This window comes from Lysinibacillus sp. FSL K6-4013 (assembly GCF_038630435.1).
Taxonomy (GTDB): Bacteria; Bacillota; Bacilli; order Bacillales_A; family Planococcaceae; genus Lysinibacillus; species Lysinibacillus boronitolerans.
The window spans coordinates 3,421,085-3,440,538 of sequence record NZ_CP152031.1; the positions used below are offsets into that span (position 1 = coordinate 3,421,085).

At 37.4% G+C, this 19,454-nt stretch carries 20 protein-coding genes and 1 riboswitch; of the genes, 7 read left to right on the top strand and 13 right to left on the bottom strand.

All coding sequences use genetic code 11. From position 1 onward, the window contains the following. Positions 1–17 precede the first annotated feature (17 nt). On the bottom strand, positions 18–962 hold the full coding sequence (locus tag MHB39_RS16900; RefSeq protein ID WP_026023552.1) for a bifunctional oligoribonuclease/PAP phosphatase NrnA: 945 nt from the start codon (positions 960–962) through the stop codon (positions 18–20). 90 nt (positions 963–1,052) lie between these two features. On the opposite strand from MHB39_RS16900, the gene MHB39_RS16905 reads away from it, so the two are divergent. Continuing rightward, positions 1,053–1,358 carry a YtpI family protein gene (locus MHB39_RS16905; RefSeq protein ID WP_036078350.1) on the top strand — a complete coding sequence of 102 codons (306 nt, stop codon included), beginning with the start codon at positions 1,053–1,055 and terminating at the stop codon, positions 1,356–1,358. A gap of 55 nt (positions 1,359–1,413) precedes the next feature. Here MHB39_RS16905 and MHB39_RS16910 read toward each other — a convergent pair whose 3' ends face one another. Both MHB39_RS16910 and MHB39_RS16915 read right to left on the bottom strand, forming a co-directional pair. Then, the gene (locus MHB39_RS16910) at positions 1,414–2,721 is read right to left on the bottom strand and encodes a DRTGG domain-containing protein (RefSeq protein WP_016994817.1); all 1,308 of its coding nucleotides are present in this window, start codon (positions 2,719–2,721) and stop codon (positions 1,414–1,416) included. 152 nt (positions 2,722–2,873) lie between these two features. After that, positions 2,874–3,557, bottom strand: coding sequence for a metal-dependent hydrolase (locus MHB39_RS16915; RefSeq protein WP_016994815.1), 684 nt, complete (start codon positions 3,555–3,557; stop codon positions 2,874–2,876). A gap of 232 nt (positions 3,558–3,789) precedes the next feature. On the opposite strand from MHB39_RS16915, the gene MHB39_RS16920 reads away from it, so the two are divergent. Together MHB39_RS16920 and MHB39_RS16925 are read left to right on the top strand one after the other, a co-directional pair. Then, positions 3,790–4,878 (top strand): Xaa-Pro peptidase family protein, encoded by a 1,089-nt coding sequence (locus MHB39_RS16920; protein WP_016994812.1) that lies wholly within the window; start codon positions 3,790–3,792, stop codon positions 4,876–4,878. 123 nt (positions 4,879–5,001) lie between these two features. Continuing rightward, positions 5,002–6,216: an ISL3 family transposase gene (locus tag MHB39_RS16925; protein ID WP_333007013.1), complete on the top strand. Its 1,215-nt coding sequence runs from the start codon at positions 5,002–5,004 to the stop codon at positions 6,214–6,216. Between the two features lie 91 nt (positions 6,217–6,307). Here the strand turns inward: MHB39_RS16925 and ald are convergent, their stop codons facing one another. Beyond that, positions 6,308–7,423 (bottom strand): alanine dehydrogenase, encoded by a 1,116-nt coding sequence (gene ald / locus MHB39_RS16930; RefSeq protein WP_004226195.1) that lies wholly within the window; start codon positions 7,421–7,423, stop codon positions 6,308–6,310. Between the two features lie 421 nt (positions 7,424–7,844). On the opposite strand from ald, the gene MHB39_RS16935 reads away from it, so the two are divergent. Then, complete coding sequence (locus MHB39_RS16935; protein WP_004226191.1) at positions 7,845–8,294, top strand: universal stress protein; 450 nt, start codon at positions 7,845–7,847, stop codon at positions 8,292–8,294. Between the two features lie 62 nt (positions 8,295–8,356). Here MHB39_RS16935 and MHB39_RS16940 read toward each other — a convergent pair whose 3' ends face one another. The 5 genes from MHB39_RS16940 to MHB39_RS16960 form a co-directional block, all read right to left on the bottom strand. Further along, the gene (locus MHB39_RS16940; protein WP_036078357.1) at positions 8,357–9,286 is read right to left on the bottom strand and encodes a class I SAM-dependent methyltransferase; all 930 of its coding nucleotides are present in this window, start codon (positions 9,284–9,286) and stop codon (positions 8,357–8,359) included. A gap of 89 nt (positions 9,287–9,375) precedes the next feature. Further along, positions 9,376–9,879: a thiol peroxidase gene (gene tpx, locus MHB39_RS16945; RefSeq protein ID WP_004226187.1), complete on the bottom strand. Its 504-nt coding sequence runs from the start codon at positions 9,877–9,879 to the stop codon at positions 9,376–9,378. 124 nt (positions 9,880–10,003) lie between these two features. Further along, positions 10,004–10,630 carry an RDD family protein gene (locus MHB39_RS16950; RefSeq protein WP_016991567.1) on the bottom strand — a complete coding sequence of 209 codons (627 nt, stop codon included), beginning with the start codon at positions 10,628–10,630 and terminating at the stop codon, positions 10,004–10,006. 12 nt (positions 10,631–10,642) lie between these two features. Beyond that, on the bottom strand, positions 10,643–11,656 hold the full coding sequence (gene sppA, locus MHB39_RS16955) for a signal peptide peptidase SppA (protein ID WP_036078362.1): 1,014 nt from the start codon (positions 11,654–11,656) through the stop codon (positions 10,643–10,645). Between the two features lie 186 nt (positions 11,657–11,842). Continuing rightward, positions 11,843–13,426, bottom strand: coding sequence for an acyl--CoA ligase (locus MHB39_RS16960; RefSeq protein WP_036078364.1), 1,584 nt, complete (start codon positions 13,424–13,426; stop codon positions 11,843–11,845). Positions 13,427–13,617: 191 nt separating this feature from the next. After that, positions 13,618–13,715: riboswitch (TPP riboswitch) on the top strand. An 85-nt stretch (positions 13,716–13,800) separates the two neighbouring features. Here MHB39_RS16960 and thiM point away from each other — a divergent pair. Genes thiM through thiE form a run of 3 tightly spaced genes read left to right on the top strand, consistent with a single transcriptional unit; the run spans position 13,801 to position 16,014 of the window. Further along, positions 13,801–14,568, top strand: coding sequence for a hydroxyethylthiazole kinase (gene thiM / locus MHB39_RS16965; protein WP_036078367.1), 768 nt, complete (start codon positions 13,801–13,803; stop codon positions 14,566–14,568). Further along, a complete protein-coding gene (thiD, locus tag MHB39_RS16970) occupies positions 14,556–15,380 on the top strand; it encodes a bifunctional hydroxymethylpyrimidine kinase/phosphomethylpyrimidine kinase (protein WP_342544655.1) in 825 nt (274 codons plus the stop codon). Before thiM ends, thiD begins: the two co-directional genes overlap by 13 nt. Beyond that, positions 15,370–16,014: a thiamine phosphate synthase gene (thiE, locus tag MHB39_RS16975; RefSeq protein WP_342544657.1), complete on the top strand. Its 645-nt coding sequence runs from the start codon at positions 15,370–15,372 to the stop codon at positions 16,012–16,014. The genes thiD and thiE overlap by 11 nt, the downstream gene beginning before the upstream one ends. A 70-nt stretch (positions 16,015–16,084) precedes the next feature. Here thiE and MHB39_RS16980 read toward each other — a convergent pair whose 3' ends face one another. The 4 genes from MHB39_RS16980 to MHB39_RS16995 all read right to left on the bottom strand — a co-directional run bounded on the left by MHB39_RS16980 (position 16,085) and on the right by MHB39_RS16995 (position 19,383). Beyond that, positions 16,085–16,303 carry an alpha/beta-type small acid-soluble spore protein gene (locus MHB39_RS16980; protein WP_004226165.1) on the bottom strand — a complete coding sequence of 73 codons (219 nt, stop codon included), beginning with the start codon at positions 16,301–16,303 and terminating at the stop codon, positions 16,085–16,087. A gap of 145 nt (positions 16,304–16,448) precedes the next feature. Continuing rightward, positions 16,449–17,657, bottom strand: coding sequence for a tRNA uracil 4-sulfurtransferase ThiI (gene thiI / locus MHB39_RS16985; RefSeq protein ID WP_048393538.1), 1,209 nt, complete (start codon positions 17,655–17,657; stop codon positions 16,449–16,451). After that, the gene (locus MHB39_RS16990; RefSeq protein WP_342544659.1) at positions 17,658–18,809 is read right to left on the bottom strand and encodes a cysteine desulfurase family protein; all 1,152 of its coding nucleotides are present in this window, start codon (positions 18,807–18,809) and stop codon (positions 17,658–17,660) included. Positions 18,810–18,915: 106 nt separating this feature from the next. Beyond that, the gene (locus MHB39_RS16995; protein WP_048393534.1) at positions 18,916–19,383 is read right to left on the bottom strand and encodes a GNAT family N-acetyltransferase; all 468 of its coding nucleotides are present in this window, start codon (positions 19,381–19,383) and stop codon (positions 18,916–18,918) included. Positions 19,384–19,454: the final 71 nt, after the last annotated feature.

Genomic DNA, 19,454 nt, shown 5'->3' on the forward strand with positions numbered 1-19,454 from the left:
TCCCTTCCTTTTCTTTGTTAATGATACGCTTTACAAATCTCTTTTAATCTTGCAATAACGAGGTCTGCTTCTTCCCATGAATAGGCAGTAGCACCAGAAGCAAGCGGATGTCCGCCACCATTAAATTCTTTCGCTAAAGTATTGATAACGGGCCCCTTTGAACGTAAACGTACACGGATTTGATCCCCTTCTTCAATGAAAACAACCCACGAGCATATATCTTTCACACTGCCAAGGCAGCCTACTAATAAAGAGGCCTCAGATGGCACAGTATCATGCTCTGCTAGTAATTCTTTTGTTAGCTTCACATAGGCAGCTCCATGCTCATCCATTGTAAAGTTTTGATAAATATAGCCTTGTAAATTAAGTAACTTTTGCTCCATTTCGTACATGCCATCAAATAGTTGATTTCGATCAAAATCATATGTAATCAGGTCCGCAGCAACTTTAAATGTTTTAGCTGTTGTACTCGGGAATTGGAATCTACCTGTATCGCCTACTATTCCTGCAAATAATAAGCGTGCAGCAGCATCTGAAAGTTTCCAGTTTGCTACTTCCTTGCCTTCTTCATATAATTCATAGATCATTTCACTACAAGAACTTGCTGTTGTATCCACCCATAAAAGATCACCATAAGCATCATCATTTGGATGATGATCAATTTTTATCACCATTTTCCCTTTTGTGTAGCGTTGGTCGTCAACACGTTCTGTATTAGCAGTGTCTGTGACAATGACTAATGCATTGTCATACACTTCATCCGCTATTTCATCAGGTTGCGCCATAAAAGATAACGAGGCATCATGTTCCCCTACAGCAAAAACCTTTTTCTCTGGATAATTGGCTAAAATAATCTCTTTTAAACCTTGCTGTGAGCCATAAGCATCAGGATCTGGACGTACATGACGATGAATAATGATGGTTTCATTGGCCTCAATTGTGTCGATGATTTGTCTTTTCACAATAATTTCCCCCAAAATGATAGTAAGAACCGTTAGCATTTTTACATAATTATCGTTACAATAATGTCTAGTTATGCTAGGAGGTTTACTATGCTCAATTTAATATTTGTGTTTGCGATAATCATATCTTTTGTTTTTTATTTTTATTTTAAAACAAAACAGTTCCGTTCTCCATTACCAATTGCCAAAAATTGGTATAAAAGCAAGGCGAACATCGGCTTAGGTTCCTTAATTTTGTCATTTGCTTTAAATCAAGCTTATTTATTCCCGGGCTTATTTACATTTATTATTGTAGCAATTCTTGTCGCGCTCGGCATCTTAGTTATTGTAGAAAATATAAAAAAAGCACGCCATTATGGACAATTTGTTGAGGAAGAATTCCGCATTAATCAATAATATATGTAACAAAGGGATGACCAAGCAATTGCGCTAGGCCATCCCTTTTCATTACTTAACGTTCTAATAGTTGGAACATCATCATTGCCTTACCAACAAGTATTTGTTGATTATACACTTCAAAATCCATTTTCACAAACTTACGACTCATGTCTAAAATCCGAGGCTTAACAGTAAGCGTACTTTCCATTTGAACTGGTTTAATAAAGTAAATAGTCATATTCTCCGCCACTGCATCTCCACGTTTTCGACGTTTTAATGCAAATGAGCCGACCTCAGCAAGCAAAGTTGTAAAAGCTCCGTATGAAATTGCCCCATATTGATTGGTCATTTGTGGTGTGACTTTAAATTCAACAATGAGTTCTTCATCGCCTAGTACTTTCATTTCATTTTTCACTAAATCATCAATCGTTTCACCATGCTGTGGCTGTCTTTGTGCTAATTGCAACGCCTTCAGTACATCTTGACGGCTAATAACACCCTGTAAAATATTATCATCATCTACTATTGGTAAGAGATCAATCCCCTCCCAAATCATTCGATGCCCTGCAGAAGCGACACTCATTTTCATGGAGCCTGCAATCGGATTTTTCGTCATTACTTTTTCAATAAGCTCATTTTCTTCACGACCAATGACGTCTTTTACAGTGATCATACCGACCAGTTTATTTTGATGCGTGACAACAGGAAATGCACCATGGGTCGTACGTTCATTCAACTTGTGGAAATGATGAATTGTTTCATCATTTTTTAATGCTGCAGTGTCAGTCATTGGAACATAGATGTCTTCAATAAATAGAATATCTTTTTTGATTAATTGGTCATAGATTGCCCGGTTAATCATCGTTGCTACTGTAAACGTATCGTAGCTTGTTGAAATGATTGGTAAATCTAATGAATCTGCAAGCAACTTATTATCTTCCGTCGTATCAAAACCGCCAGTGATTAAAACAGCTGCACCCGCGCGAAGGGCATTTTCGTGCGCTTTAATACGGTTACCAACAATTAATAAGCTACCTGCATCTGTGTAGCGCATCATGTCCTCTAATTGCATAGCACCGATAACAAACTTTGTTAGTGTTTTATGTAGACCTGATTTTCCACCTAAAACTTGGCCATCTACAATATTGACAATTTCTGCAAAAGTTAAGCGCTCAATATTTTCTTTCTTTTTTTTCTCAATACGAATTGTTCCAACACGTTCAATAGAACTTACTAAGCGACGATTTTCAGCTTCCTTTATGGCACGATAAGCCGTCCCTTCACTCACTTGCATTTCTTTTGCTATTTGACGTACTGAAATTTTATCGCCCACGGGTAGTGATTCGATGTATTGTAAAATTTTCTCATGTTTTGTAGACAAAATATCACCTATTTCCTAAGCTTCAATTCTGCTCTTAGTGTACCATATTTTTTAAGAAAATATTTAATATAAAGTGATGATATTGTTTAACTTTCCCCATCATTTCAACTACCAGCGTGGTGTCAATTCATATAGTACAGCATTACCAACGATTAGAAACAGTTTACTTTTTCTCCAGCTTTCAAAATTTGAACTTCTGTATTTTGCACTAAATCTGCAAAAATTTGTGGATCTTGCTCAATTGGTGGGAATGTATTGTAATGAATCGGTACAACAATTTTCGGCTTTAAAAACGAAACTGCGCAGGCTGCATCCTCTGGCCCCATTGTAAAATTATCACCAATAGGTAAGAATGCAATATCAATCGGATGGCGTTCACCAATGAGTTTCATATCACCAAAAAGAGCCGTATCGCCTGCATGATAAATCGTTAATCCTTCAATAAATAATAAAATTCCAGCAGGCATGCCCATATAAATTATTTCGTTATTTTCTGTTACATAAGAAGATCCATGAAAGGCTTGTGTAAATTTTACTTTACCGAAGTCAAATTCCTTCGCTCCACCTATATGCATTGGGTGTGTTTTTACACCTTGCCAAGAAATCCAATTAGCCAGTTCATTTGGCGCAATGACTAACGCATCTTTTTTCTTCGCTAATTCTACTGTATCTCCAACATGATCATTATGCCCATGTGTAAGTAAAATAATATCTGGTGCTTCGTCAGCCACTTTTAAATCTGTTTGCCCATTGCCATTAATAAAAGGGTCAATTAATATCGTTTTTCCATTTGTTTGAATTTTGACAACTGAATGCCCGTGATAACTTATTTTCATCTAAAATCCTCCTCATTTAACAAAGTACAGTCCAACATTTTAATTCGCTACCCATGCGCTTTTTCCCTTTTTTTGATATGCTTGTACAGAGAATAATCGTAGTATTCTCTAACAGCCTTATACCCCGTTAGAGCACAATTATTCAGTACTAGATAAGAATCCTCGCTACTTTTTTAGGCAGTCGAAGCTTTCTTACGTAAAATTTCCCATGCAATAAAAGGAGGACATATTGATGTCAAAGGTTGAAGAAATCCAACGTTACTTGCAGCAAAATCATATCGATGCAGCATTCGTAACAACACCTGACAATGTTTTTTACGTTTCAGGCTTTAAAAGTAATCCACATGAAAGATTACTAGGCGTGATGATTTTTAAAGATGCGGAGCCTTTTCTAATTTGTCCACAAATGGAGATTCCAGATGCAAAGGCTGCTGGATGGTCCTATGAGGTAATCGGCCATCAAGATACAGAAAATTCGATGGAAGTTCTTGCTCAAGCGATCGTAGCACGCCAAATCACCCCAGCTACATTTGCAATTGAAAAAGCTCAACTCATTGTTGAGCGCTTGGAAGCTTTACAGCAATCTTTCCCTCAAGCTAGCTTTGTGCGTCTTGATGAAAAGATTAATGCGATGCGCGTAATCAAAGATGAAAGTGAATTAGAAAAATTACGTAAGGCTGCAGAGTTGGCTGATTATGCAATTGAAATCGGTTGCAAGGAAATTGCTGAAGGTAAAACAGAAATGGAAATCCTAACAGCGATCGAAAGTGCCATTCAAGATAAAGGCTGTAAAATGTCTTTTGAAACAATGGTATTGAGTGGTCCAAAAACTGCCTCTCCTCATGGGAAGCCAGGTGCACGTAAAATTGAAAAAGGTGATATGGTACTATTTGACCTTGGCGTTATTTACGATGGCTATTGCTCAGATATTACACGTACTGTTGCTTTTGGTGAGCCAAGTGAAGCTCAAAAAGAAATTTATCAAACTGTTTTAGCTGCCAACACAAATGCTGTCGCAGCAGTAAAGCCAGGTGTTCGTGCGATGGACTTAGACAAAATTGCACGTGATACAATCACAGAGGCTGGTTATGGTGACTATTTCACGCACCGCCTTGGACATGGTCTTGGTATTTCTGTGCATGAATTCCCATCTGTTACAGGTGCTAATGAGATGACGATGGAAGAAGGTATGGTCTTTACGATTGAGCCTGGCATTTATAAATCAGATGTAACAGGCGTACGTATTGAGGATGATGTTGTCGTAACAAAAGATGGCGTTGAGGTATTAACAAAATTCCCGAAAGATTTAATCATTCTATAATGCAAAAAAGGGTTCTATAATATTTTTTGGGGTATTTACACAATTACACGCATAAAAAAAGCACAGATTCACTGATTTATATATACTTGAATTGTCGAGAAACAAGTAATAGAAAGGTGAACTGTGCAAATGAATTTTAACATGAATATCCCAGGATTAAAAGATGTAGAGATTACGAAAGTAGAAGAAGTAGGCGATCGAATCGCATTGTATGTGCAATTGCCTAAGTGCACGCATCCATGTCCAGTTTGTGAAAAAAAAACATCGAAGGTTCACGATTACCGTATACAAAAGATCAATCATTTAAAATGGTTTGAACGTTTAACTATTCTTTTCTATAAACGTCGTCGTTATGTTTGTGATTGTGGAAAGCGTTTCTCTGAAAAATCCCCCTTCGTAGATAAATATCAACGTTACTCAAAGGAATGGAATCAAGTAGTGAGTATACGTGCTATTAAAGCTAAAACATTTAAAGAAGCTGCAGAAGTGCTAGGTACATCAACCACGACGGTTATTCGCCGTTTTAAAAAGGTAGCGAAAAAACAATTAGTAGAGGGTGTACGTTTACCAAAAGCAATTGCGATTGATGAGTATAAAGGCGATACAGATGCAGGTACGTATCAGTTAATCATTGCGAATGCGGAGACGCGCGAACCGATTGATATTTTACCGAATCGTAAAAAAGAAACCATAAAAAATTACCTAAGTCAGTATGGAGCAGATGTTGAGATAGTGGTCATGGATATGAATCCAAGTTTTAAAGCAGCTGTTCGTCAAGCGCTAGGTCGACCTGTTATTGTGGCAGACCGGTTTCATTTTAGCCGTTATATCTATTGGGCAATGGATGAAGTGCGCCGACAAGTACAAAAAGAATGGGACAAATACAATCGTACAAAGTGTAAACGTATGCGTCATGTATTGTATAAACGTGCATCTAAATTATCACCGAAACAACAGTGGTACTTACAGCGTTATACAGAAATGTCTGAAACATTAAAAGTAGCTCATGAATTAAAGGAAGCCTATTGTGAATGGTTTGATTGGGCAAAGACAAAAAATGATGTTGTAGAAGTGAAGAAGCGATTACTAGCTTTTTACCGTAAGGTAGAAGAGACAAAATTACCAGCTTTCTTAAAAGCCATTCAAACATTGAAGAACTGGCAAGTAGAAATCTTAAATAGCTTTAGTTTTGGTTATTCCAATGGCTTCTTGGAAGGCATTAATAATAAAACAAAAGTGATGAAACGGAATGCATATGGCTTTCAGCGTTTCGATCACTTTCGAGCAAAAATCTTATTAAATTTAAAGTATAAAGAAATCGGAGTTCATCTGGGTTAATGTGTTAAAAGATTACACCACCCCAACATTTGACTTAGAACCCAAAAAAGGAAGCAACTAGTGTGCTTCCTTTTCCTATGTCTAGCAAAGTTTATTGAATTAACTCATCCACATTGACAAATGGTAGTCCCTGTGAATCTGCCACTGCTTTATAAACAAGTTGTCCATCTAATGTATTCACGCCTTTTTTCAGTGCTGCATTATCAAGGCAAGCTTGTTTGTAGCCTTTGTTGGCAATTTGAAGTGCATATGGAATTGTATTATTTGTTAAAGCAATTGTAGAAGTACGTGGTACCGCACCAGGCATATTTGCAACTGCATAGTGTACAACGCCATGCTTCACGTATGTTGGATCATCATGTGTTGTCACACGGTCAGATGTTGCAAAAATACCACCTTGGTCAATTGCGATATCGACTACAACAGAGCCGGCTTGCATTGATTGAATCATTTCTTCAGATACAAGTTTCGGTGCTTTTGCGCCTGGGATTAATACCGCACCAATAACTAAATCTGAATCTTTCACTGATTCTGCAATATTATATGGATTAGACATTAATGTTTGAACATCACGTCCAAACATATCTTCCAATTGACGTAAACGCTCTGGGCTTAAATCAATAACTGTCACATCCGCACCCATACCAACAGCGATTTTTGCAGCATTTGTACCTGCAATACCACCGCCGATTACTGTTACTTTCCCACGTTGTACACCTGATACACCGCCTAGTAAAATACCTTTACCAGCATGGTTTCTTTCTAAGAACTGTGCACCAATTTGTGTAGCCATTTTACCAGCAACTTCACTCATTGGTGTTAGCAATGGTAATGAGCCATTTGCTAATTGTACTGTTTCGTAGGCAATCCCTACAACTTTTTTATTTAAAAGTGCCTGAGTTAATTCAACCTCTGGCGCTAAGTGTAAATACGTGAATAAAATTTGACCTTCGTAGAAGTAATCATACTCAGAAGCTACAGGTTCTTTTACCTTCATAATCATTTCTTGTGACCAAGCTTCTTTAGCTGTTTGAACAATATGAGCACCAGCTGCAATGTAATCAGCATCCGTAAAGCTTGAGCCTAGCCCCGCTCCAGTTTCAATGTACACTTCATGACCTGCATGTGTTAAAGTGACAACTCCTGCTGGTGTCATTGCTACACGGTTTTCATTGTTTTTAATTTCCTTTGGAATACCAATCTTCATTGTTTCCTATCCCCTTCCATAACGTAAGAAATAAGCATCATTTATGTAACTAAATTTGATGCACCCCTTGCACTTCCATATTACCAAACAATTGCAAAAAAAGCTTTAACTAATGCAAATACAGATAAAATTTATAAGATTTCCAAAATAACAAATATTCTAACGTTATAAACCATTATAAATTACTATATTAAAAAACTAAAAAGGCGAATAAATAGTTGTTAAGGAAGCTAATTCATGAGCAGTTTCAAATGAGCAAAAGAGGTTTACACACTGCAAATAGTGGGAATTGAGTATTTATATTTAATTCACATATCTACATGAAATGCCTTCACATTTTCATAATTTTTCTTGCGGAAAGTATTTCCTTTAGAAAATCATTTGGTATAATCAACATATACAAATCAGGGAGGTTTTTCAAATGGCTAATCATTATAAAAGCATTGTTGTTGCAGTAGACGGTTCAAAAGAAGCTGAATACGCGTTTCGTAAATCGATTGATGTGGCAAAACGAAACGAAGGTGCAGTATTAAATCTAGTAAATGTAATCGATACTCGTTCATTTGCTGCTATCGAAGCATATGACCGCTCCATCGCAGAACGTGCTCAAGCATTTTCTGAAGAACTATTAAATGGTTATAAAAAGCAAGCTGAAGATGAAGGTTTAACGAATGTTAATCTTATCATCGAGTATGGCTCTCCAAAAAATATCATAACAAAAGAGCTTTCTAACATCGTAGACGCAGATTTAATCATTTGTGGTGCAACTGGTCTAAATGCAGTAGAACGCTTCTTAATCGGTTCTGTATCTGAGGCTATCGTTCGTTCAGCTAAATGTGACGTACTAGTTATCCGTACACCAGAAAATTAATTTTGTAATACATAAAAAGGTATCCTTGTATAGGATACCTTTTTACTTGCACTTAATAGCACTTACTTGCCCTCTTTCCACATCTTCACTTTTTCAAAGAATAGTGCAAGAGCCTGCTTATTCTGCATATTTGGGACTTTAGCTAATAGAACTTCTTTAGGTGCTTTCAATTCCTTCGATTGTTTTTGTAAAATCACCAGACTCTTCTCTAATGACTTATTAGCAAACATAGAGTCAGGTAATTGTATAATCGCTTGAATCCACGCATGCTTTTGAATGTACTTGTGTAATTGCTTAGACTGCTCTGACTCAAAAAGATGAGATGGTGCAAGGAAAAATAAATAGCCGCCATCTTTTGTATAATTCATTGATTGCTCAATGAATAAATGATGGGCATAACTCATCCCCTCTGCTGGACATAATTCATAATTGAGTGCCACTTCTTCATTTGGATAATAACCGACAGGTAAATCACAAATAACTGCATCAACTGGATTGACCAATAAATCTTCTAAGGCATCTTGACGGTATAAAGAAATAGGCTGTTCTATTAAATCAGCAGTTGCCGCAGCGAGGCGAATAAGTAGCTCATCAACCTCTACACCTGTTGCTTCCACTTTTCCATCTAATAAATTCATAACCGTCAGTAATAAATTACCTGTGCCTACTGCTGGGTCCATGATCGAGATCTTTTCATTTTCAAGACTCTCTGCAAAAATTTGCTCCACAAAGTAGCCCACTAATAACCCTAACGTATCAGGAGTCATTTGATGATTCGGCTGTGAGCCTTTGCGCATTCCTTTTAAAATAGCAATTTGAATAGCTTTACGTATATCCTCTTTTGTTGCATCTTTTTGAGAAAAATCAACTTCGCCATCAAGCCATGCCTCTAACCCATCTAATAACCCTTCTAGTAACGTTATATTCTGTTCTTTTTCGATTTTTTCGGCATGCTCATTTAGCAAACCAAATAACTTTTCGATATTTTCCATATCTAACTTCCTTTCACGCAGAAAAGAGCCGTGACAAACACTTGTCACAGCCCCTTTGTCTAGTATTATCTTAGCCTAAATGCAGCTTATTATGCTAGTGCTTTGACAGCTGCAATGGCCGCTTCATAGTTTGGATGATCTGTAGCTTCAGGTACATATTCAACATATGTTACTTTATTGTTTGCATCCACAACGAATACTGCACGTGTCAGAAGACGTAATTCTTGAATGTATACGCCATATGCCTCACCAAATGAAAGATCGCGGTGATCTGATACAGTTTGGACTGCATCAATACCTGCTGCACCACACCAGCGCTTTTGAGCGAATGGAAGATCCACAGATACAGTATAAATAACTACATTATCACCTAAGTTAGCAGCTTCCTCATTGAATCGGCGTGTTTGCGCATCACATACACCAGTATCTAATGATGGTACAACACTAAATAAACGAATTTTTCCTTCTGAATCATTTAATGTTACAGGTGATAGGTCATTTGCTAATACCGTAAAATCTGGAGCTTGATCGCCCACCTTTACTTCATTGCCTACTAGTGTCACTGGACCATTTTTAAATGTTACTTGTGCCATATAAACGCCTCCTAATCATCATATGTACATAATATTACTAAATGGAGGGAATTAATTGCAACTATCATAGCTTACATACTTAGAAATAGATAAGACTGTCTCAAATTAGGAGACAGTCTTATGTTTATTGTTCATTTTTTTCCTCTAGCTTGGCTAGATCTATTTTTTCTTCTTGCACAAAAGCTTCTATTTGCTCTTCTTGTTTTGGTAAAGTAGTCGGTGTTGAAGCCTTTTCAATAAAGATTTTTTCATGCACCACTGTTGTATCAGCAAAATAATCATGTAAACCTTGATTTTCTGGCAAAATCACTACCAAAATATACAGTGGCATAAAAATATTATTGATGATACGACCAATCCAATCACGGAATAACACATCTGACCAAGTTAGCTGATCGTGCTTTAATGAAATTACACGTAATCCAAACACCATTTTCCCTAGTGTTTGCCCAAAGAACTTTGTCATCAGCACAAAGTAGCTATAGTAGAAGATTGCTGTAATAATAGAAATCGGCGCATACCAAACAGAATCAGATAGGGACCAATCCATTAAATAGAAGATTGGATTAACAAGTATTCCACCTATAGCAGAAATGATGAATCCATCTAATAAAAATGCCCAAAATCGTACCCAAAAACCAGCAGTTTTTAATGCATAGTTTTTATCATTTGCTGATTCTCCTGATATATTCATAAGAAAGCCATTTTCCATAGAGGGTGAACCTTGCATAACAATTTCATTGTTTGTCATTGTGCTCCCCCCTTAGTATTCCCCATAAAGATACATCATTTTCGGTGCGCTATAGTCCGTCATGATTTTCATTAGCATTTTTTCTTCTGCAGATGGACCAAACATGGAGCCAATTTTCATACCAACATATGATTGCCAGCCGCCCATATCGTATGAATACTCAAATAAAGCCGCATCTTCAAGTCCATAATCTTCACGAAGAGCTGCAATGGTCGCTTCTTCATCACCAATCTCATCAATTAATCCTGCTTCAAGCGCTTTTGTACCGCCAAGGATACGACCATCTGCAACCTTCTTCACTTCTGCTTCAGACATATTACGTCCCTGTTCTACAATATCTACAAATTCTTCGTACGTTTCATTAATCATATCTTGCATCATTGCACGTTCCTCTGCTGTCACTTCACGCATTGGACTTAACATATCTTTATGCTCTCCCGATTTAAACGTCTCAAATTTGACCCCTACTTTTTCAGCCAGCTCTTGATAGTTAATAGATTGCATGATGACACCAATAGAACCTGTTATTGTATCACGATGGGCAAATATTTTATCTGCTGGTGCCGAAATATAATAACCACCTGAAGCTGCCATAGAATCCATCGATACATAAATCGGAATTTGTCGTTCCTCTTTAATTCTTAGTAGCTTTTTATAGATATCTGCTGATTCCTTTACACCACCACCTGGTGAATTAACGCTTAAAACAACCCCCTGTATGGTCTCATCATATAAAATATTATCCAATTGTTCTAAGAAAAATTGATGGTCATAGGCAACTGGTTGCCACAATGTACTTGAGCCGATATCTTGAATCGTTCCATCTACCTTTAAATAAGCAATTCGCTTATCAAAATTTTCCCCTTCAATGACATTTTCATATACATCTAAGCTATTACCTGCCATTAAGCTATCAAAATTACCTAGGAAATCTGCTTTAAATAGCGCAAAAATGGTATTAATTCCTAACGAAAATAGTAAGAGAACACCTGCCACTACTAAAGCAACCCACCTTTTTACATTCATGTCTTTCCGCCTCCTCAACACGTAATACGTATGACTTGCTTATTTGTTTCATTTTTTTGCAATAATTAAATGCAAAAAGCTTTAAGCTGTTTATTTCCTCATATTACCTTACCTAAAAAAATTTAAAAAATCAAAGTCCATACCATTGATGAACTTTGATTTTCGACATCATTTCCTAGGAAATGATTAAGATTGGAGGTTTTTAATTTCTTGTTGTCGTAATTCGACACGTCTAATTTTCCCGGAAGATGTTTTGGGTAGCTCCTCTACAAATTCAATAGCACGTGGATATTTATAAGGGGCAGTCAGTGATTTTACATGACTTTGAAGTGTTTGAATAAGCGCTGCATCACCTTTTTCACCATTGTGTAGAACGATAAATGCCTTGACGATATTCCCACGGACTTTATCAGGACTCGCAATGACAGCAGCCTCTTTTACGGTTGGATGCTTCATTAAAGCATCCTCTACTTCAAAGGGGCCAATTGTATAGCCTGAGGATATAATGACATCGTCTCCTCGACCATCAAACCAAAAGTAGCCATCTTCATCTTTATAGGCCCGATCTCCTGTAATATACCAATCCCCACGAAATTGTAAATTTGTACGTTCAGGATCATTTAAATATTTTTTAAAGAGGGCTGGTGTTTCACGATGTACAGCAATATCACCCACTTCTCCGATTGTAACGGGTTTGCCCAAATCATTAATAATTTCAACAGTGTTGCCGGGAGTAGGTTTCCCCATAGAGCCAACTCTTGCTTCCATCCCTACCATTGTGCCTACCAATAATGTATTTTCCGTTTGTCCATAGCCATCTCGTACTTGTAATTTGAATGTTTCCAAGAATACTTTAATGACCTCACTATTTAATGGCTCACCAGCTGATACAGCTTGGCGAATGGCACTTAGATCATATTCATGTAAATTTTCAAGGGCTGCCATAAAACGATATTCAGTTGGTGTACAGCATAGTACATTAATTTTGAATTTCTCAAGCAATGCTAGATAAGAAGCTGCATCGAATTTACCTTTGTAGACAAATGCAGTAGCACCACTACCTAAAGTAGCTAGAAACGGACTCCATATCCATTTTTGCCATCCTGGTGCTGCAGTTGCCCAAACAATATCATTTTCTTGTACACCCAACCAATGTGGTGCTGTTGTTCGTAAATGTGCATAGCCCCAACTATGCGTATGCACTGCTGCTTTGGGATTTCCTGTTGTTCCACTTGTATAGGCTAAAAATGCATTGTCTGTGCTTTTTGTTGGGATAGGATTTATGTAGGTTGTAGGTTGATTATGCATTTTTTCAAGTATGTTCTGCCAAGGTTTGTGTGCATTTCCTATGACAAATTGCAGTAAGCCTTGTAAATTTCCCACTTGATCAAACTGTTCAATATAGGGTTCAAATGCAATAACTGCTTTAGCATTTGCATGATGAATTCGATACTCAATATCCTTTGTTCTTAACATTTCAGAACTTGGAATAATGGTTAAACCCGCTTTCAATGCAGCAATATATACAATATATGCTTCCACAGAGCGTGGGACCATCACTAAAATGACATCACCTTTCCTTAAGCCTTGCTTGGTGAAAACATGTGCTGCTTGATTTGCCTTTTCCAATAAATGTGCATATGTAATACATTGGATGTCTTGGTTTTCTTCATAAATGATTAAAGCATTTTTGGTTGCATCCTGAGCATATTTTTCAATTTCCTCTGCTATGTTATACCATTCTGGTGCAATTAAATCTTGTCTTTTCATGGCAATTGCCTCCCTTTTGCTATGACACATTATAAAACTCTTTTTTCAGCATTTTCAATGGTTTGTGCTTGATTTCGGTAAAGTCATGACAACTATCATACTCTCCTATATGGCATCGGTCACATTTTATCCATAGGAAAACTTGCTATTGAATACAAATGAAAAGTATGGTACATTTTGGTCAACTAAAAGCAAGATTGCAGGGGGACTCGTAAGAGTTGAGAAGGTAAAACCTGACCCTTTGAACCTGTTAGTTAATACTGACGTAGGGAGCAATAACATCGTTTTTTCAGATGAAAGGCTCTTTTTCGTGCATTTTTACACAAAAAGGGCCTTTTTTGCATGCTTACGTCCATCCCAAAAGGAGGACTACAATGATTTTTCAAACAATTCGTCAACAGCAACCACTTATCCATTGCATCACCAATTATGTAGTGGCAAATTTTCAAGCAAATGGTTTATTAGCGATAGGTGCTTCACCAGTAATGGCCGATGACTGTCAAGAGGTAGAGGAAATGGTAGCGATTGCTCAAGCATTATTAATTAATATCGGAACACTCAATGATCGCACAAAAAGTGCCATGTTATTAGCAGGTATAAAAGCCAATGCACTTGGTATTCCTGTTATTTTAGATCCTGTCGGAGTTGGAGCCACAACTTATCGTAAGGAAACCGTAAGACATTTACTTGAGAATATACAATTTGCCGTGATTCGCTGTAATCTCGGCGAGCTTGCAGCAATAGCTGGTGTAGATTGGCAACAAAAAGGTGTCGATAGTGGGCAAGGCACTATCGCAATGGAAGTAGAAGCCACATCATTAGCTCAACGCTATCAATGCATTGTTATTGTAACGGGAGAGCGTGATTTTATAACTGATGGCAAGCATAGCCAATGGATCGCTGGTGGTCATCCACAAATGACAGAAGTTACGGGTACAGGTTGTTTACTTAGCGCAATTTGTGGTGCAGCCTATAGTGTAAGCCATAGCCCTTACCAACAATTAATGGAGACCCTTACTTACTATAAAAAAGCAGGTGTACTAGCATCAGCATTTACTGCAGACATTGGTGATTTTCAAATAGCTTTCCTCAATGCTATACATCGTTTGTCAAAGGATGGTGCAGCTTCATGCATATTGTAACGACAATCGCCGGGTCAGATTGTGGGGGCGGTGCAGGTATACAGGCTGATTTAAAAACATTTCAGGAAATAGAAGTGTTTGGTACTTCTGTGATTACTGCTTTAACTGCACAAAATACATTGGGTGTATCAGGTGTTTGCCCAATTGACGTTTCCTTTATAAAAAAACAATTTGAAGCCTTAGTAGAAGATTTTCCAATAGCTGCGATTAAAACAGGAATGCTTTATTCGGCGGATATTATCAAAGCCATTGCACGCATGATCGATGAGCTAAACATTCCACTGATTGTTGATCCAGTGATGATCGCAAAAGGAGGAGAAAGCCTGTTACAGCAAGAAGCTATCAATGCCTTATGCTCAACTTTACTACCACTTGCTACGGTTGTTACGCCCAACATACCCGAAGCAGAGACACTTACAGGGAGAACTATTCAGCATTTTGAAGACATAAAAGACGTAGCTCAAAGCTTGTTACAGCTAGGTGTACAATGTGTCATCATTAAAGGTGGTCATTTAGCAAATCCACTTTATGCTATTGATTACGTATTTATCAAAAATGGACCTTCTTTTTCGATGCAGTCTCCTCGAATCCAAACAAAAAATACGCACGGTACTGGATGTACATTTTCGGCAGCACTTACTGCTTTTCTTGGGCGAGGATTTGCTATGGAAGAAGCTATTATTGAAGCTAAAAAGTTTATCCAATTAGCAATTATGTATGATTTATCGATTGGAAATGGTCATGGACCCACTAATCATTTTGCTTACCAACAGTATAAGGATGCCTGTGAGGTGATGATTCATGAAACGTGAGGATTTGCAGCTTTATTTTATTATGGGTACCAGCAACGTGTCTCCTCAACAACAACCTATCTATATCCTAGAAAAAGCCTTACAAGCAGGCATTACAATGTTTCAATTTCGTGAAAAAGGTCCTCACGCGTTAACAGGACTTGCCTATGAACAATTTGCACGCCAATGTCAAAAACTATGTCATCACTATCATGTGCCCTTTATCATTAATGACGATGTTGATCTAGCGATACGACTAGGAGCTGATGGTGTTCATATCGGACAAGATGATTTACCTGTAAGTGTAGCACGTAAAAGAATCGGGAACATGATTCTTGGTGTATCTGTCCATTGCGAGGAAGAATTGCAAATAGCTATTAACCATCAAGCTGATTATGTTGGTATCGGTCCAATCTTTCCAACATCCTCTAAAAGTGATGCACAACCACCATGTGGTACATCTTTTTTACAGGAGGCACATTCATTACATCCCGAATTACCAATTGTAGCAATTGGTGGAATAAATTTCACAAATGTACATTCTGTATTTCAAACGGGGGTTGATGGTGTTGCTGTTATTTCAGCTATTTGTCAAAGCAAAGATGTTGATCATACAGTAGCTACATTTAGATCCTTATCTCGTATAAATAAATGATCAATAAACAAACTAAAACCAGTGCCTTTTACGGTCACTGGTTTTAAGTTTATAAATGCTTAATCAGCATTTATTGGTTGTTGTTTGGCATACCTTTTAATTGAGATTCTGCCATTTGTACAAGACGTTTAGTGATTTCACCACCAACGGAACCGTTGGCACGAGCTGAAGCTTCAGCTCCTAATTGAACACCAAATTCTTGTGCAATTTCGTATTTCATTTGATCTAGTGCTTGTTGTACACCAGGTACTGCAAGCTGGTTTGAACTACGGTTGTTGTTTGAAGCCATGTTTCTCACCTCCTTGTGAATATAGAATGTGCGATATTAGATTTTTAATACAAAAAATTTAGAGGTAAATTGTACCTCTATTGGAATAACAATATCCATACAAAAAAGCCGTCTCAAAATGGGCTTTGAGACGGCTTTTGAATCCTTATAGTAGATCTGCAAATTTATCTTGTTGTTCTTCTTTCTTAGGGAAAATATAGACCTCGCGATTCTTCACTGCTCGCTCGATCAATTCATCAAAGTCAGAGAAGCTTTCATAATGCTCAACCTTTTCAAGCTTCGGTTTTGTTTTTGGACTTGCTGGTGTAAAAATCGTGCAGCAATCTTCAAATGGCTGAATAGATGTTTCGTATGTGCCGATTTTTTCTGCAATATCAATAATCTCTAATTTATCAGTTGAAATCAGCGGACGAAGGATAGGTGTATTTGTTACTGCGTTTATTGCTGTTAAACTTTCAAGCGTTTGACTCGCCACTTGTCCAAGACTTTCGCCCGTTACAATAGCAAGTGCACCAATTTCCTCACGCACCTGATCAGCAACCTTCAACATCATTCGGCGTGTTGTCGTCATCGATACATTAGAAGGTACTTTTTCTTTAATAAGAACTTGTATTTCAGTAAAAGGAATGACATGCAAGCGAATACTAGCACCAAATTTTGTTAATTCATTGGCAAGCACCTTAACTTTTTCCAATGAATTTTGGCTTGTATAAGGTGGACTAAAGAAGTGAATTGCCTCTAATCGCACACCACGCTTCATCATTAAATAACCTGCGACAGGGCTATCAATACCGCCAGATAGCATTAATAAAGACTTGCCATTTGATCCTACAGGCATTCCACCTGCACCAGGAATGACTTGTGCCATCATATAAGTTGCATCATGGCGAACTTCTACACGTAGCTCAATATCAGGCTGCTTCACTTTAACAGATAAATTTTGAAATTGTGGTAAAACATAGCCACCGATCTCACGTTGGATGGCATGAGATTCTAAAGGAAATGTTTTATCAGTACGTTTTACCTCTACTTTAAATGTATGTGGCTCATCTTTAAATGTCTCCATAATCGTGATAGCGAGCTTTTTCATACTGTCCATATCTTTTTCGCATGCAGCGACAGGGCTAAATGATTGAATACCAAAAATTTTAGGTAAACCTGTAATTAGCATTTGCATTTGTGCTTCGTCTTCTATGGCAATAAACATACGGTCACGTTCTGTGCGAATATGCAGTTGTCCTAAATCTGCAAAGGCATGACGAATATTTTCACGTAAACGGCGGATAAAATCCATTTTGTTGCGACCTTTTGTAGAAAGCTCACCATATCTAATTAAAATTTCTTTCCAAATCATTTACTTATTTTCTCCTTTGAGTTCCAACATTACTTCTGCTAGTACTTGTTTAAAGTTTTCTATATCTTCTATTGTGTTATGTGCGCCAAAGCTAAGGCGAATCACGCCTTTTTTATAATGCTCATCAAGGTGAAGCGCCTCGACGACATGACTTGTTTTCGTTTGCTTGGAAGAACATGCACTTGATGTCGACACAATGACACCACGTTTTTGCATAGCATTAATAATGACTTCCCCTTTTAAATCACGAACACTAAATGACACAATATGCGCAGCTCCCTGTGGCGTTGATAAAACATGGACTGCTTCGCCATAACTTTCTAGCTGAGTTCGGATTTCATCGTGCCATTGACGGTATTTATTTGTGCGTTCGTTCATTGTTTCAACAGCAAGTCGAGCCGCTTTCGCTAAAGCAACAGCTTGCGGAACTGCTACAGTACCACTACGCATACCAAATTCCTGACCTCCACCAAGAGCAAAGGGCTGCCATCTTATGGGTTTACGGAATGCTAACACTCCTGAGCCTTTAAAGCCATGAATTTTATGACCAGAGATAGAAATACAGTCAGGTCCTTCTTCTTTAAAGGATATTGCTAATTTCCCAAAGCTTTGCACAGCATCAACATGAAAGGCAGCACGACTCATTTCATGAATCATTTTTGCTGCTTCCTTAATAGGCTGAATTGCACCCATTTCATTATTCACATGCATGATGCTAACTAAAATTGTTTCTTTTCGTATTTTAGTACGAAGCTCATCTAGAGAAATCACTCCATTTTGATCAACACGAAGATACTCAACATCATAGCCTTCCTTTTCAAGTTGCTTCATTGTTTCTAACACGGATGGATGTTCAATTTCAGTCGTTAAAATATGCTTTCCTATATGCGTATTACTACGTGCTATGCCAAAAATAGCTGCATTATTTGATTCTGTACCACCTGAAGTAAATAGCACATTTTTTGCCTCTGTCTGCAAAATATCTGCTACTTGCTCACGCGCACGTATTAATAAATCATTTGCTTCAACACCCATAGCATGGATGGAAGCAGGGTTGGCATAATACTGCTCATTTACAACCATAAAAGCCTGCATAACCTCTTTTAAAGGCTTCGTTGTTGCACTATTATCCAAATAAATTGTATTAACCATAACTTTTCACACACTTTCAAAACGTTGATTTAACGGTATTTATCATAACGCAATCTTTGGCGATTGACCACTAACTTTAACAATTATTTAAATTTTAATTGATATCCTACATTTTTTTCACCATCGTGACAAACTCTGTTGGTGTACTAAATTCAATTGCTTTAAGAAAACCAAATTTTTCATAAAGATGGATTGCTCTCTTATTAAATAGTGCAACTGTTAAACGTAATGGCAGCTGATATTCTTCTTGAACTGTTTGAACAATAAACGAAAAAAATGCCGTTCCTAATCCTTGACCCGTTAGATTTGGCTTCAACCCAATTCCAATATCTATACAGTACTCTTCATACGCCCCAAAACCTTGCCCTTTTGGCACTTGGGCTGCTTTACCTGTACAATAATAGCCAATTAATTCACTATGATTATTAAAGATCGCAAAGTAAGGATTATCAAGCATTTCTTGTACATTTTCACCCGATAATTCATTATTGTAAAAATCGTAAGGTGCTACATATTGCCATTGTAAAATTTCACTCGCGAAATGTTCATTCATTTCTTTGATTGACAATTTCATACTGAATCACATCCTAATCTAAGCATAAATAGAAAGCTGTCTAAAAAGTAATCGCTATACTTTTTAGACAG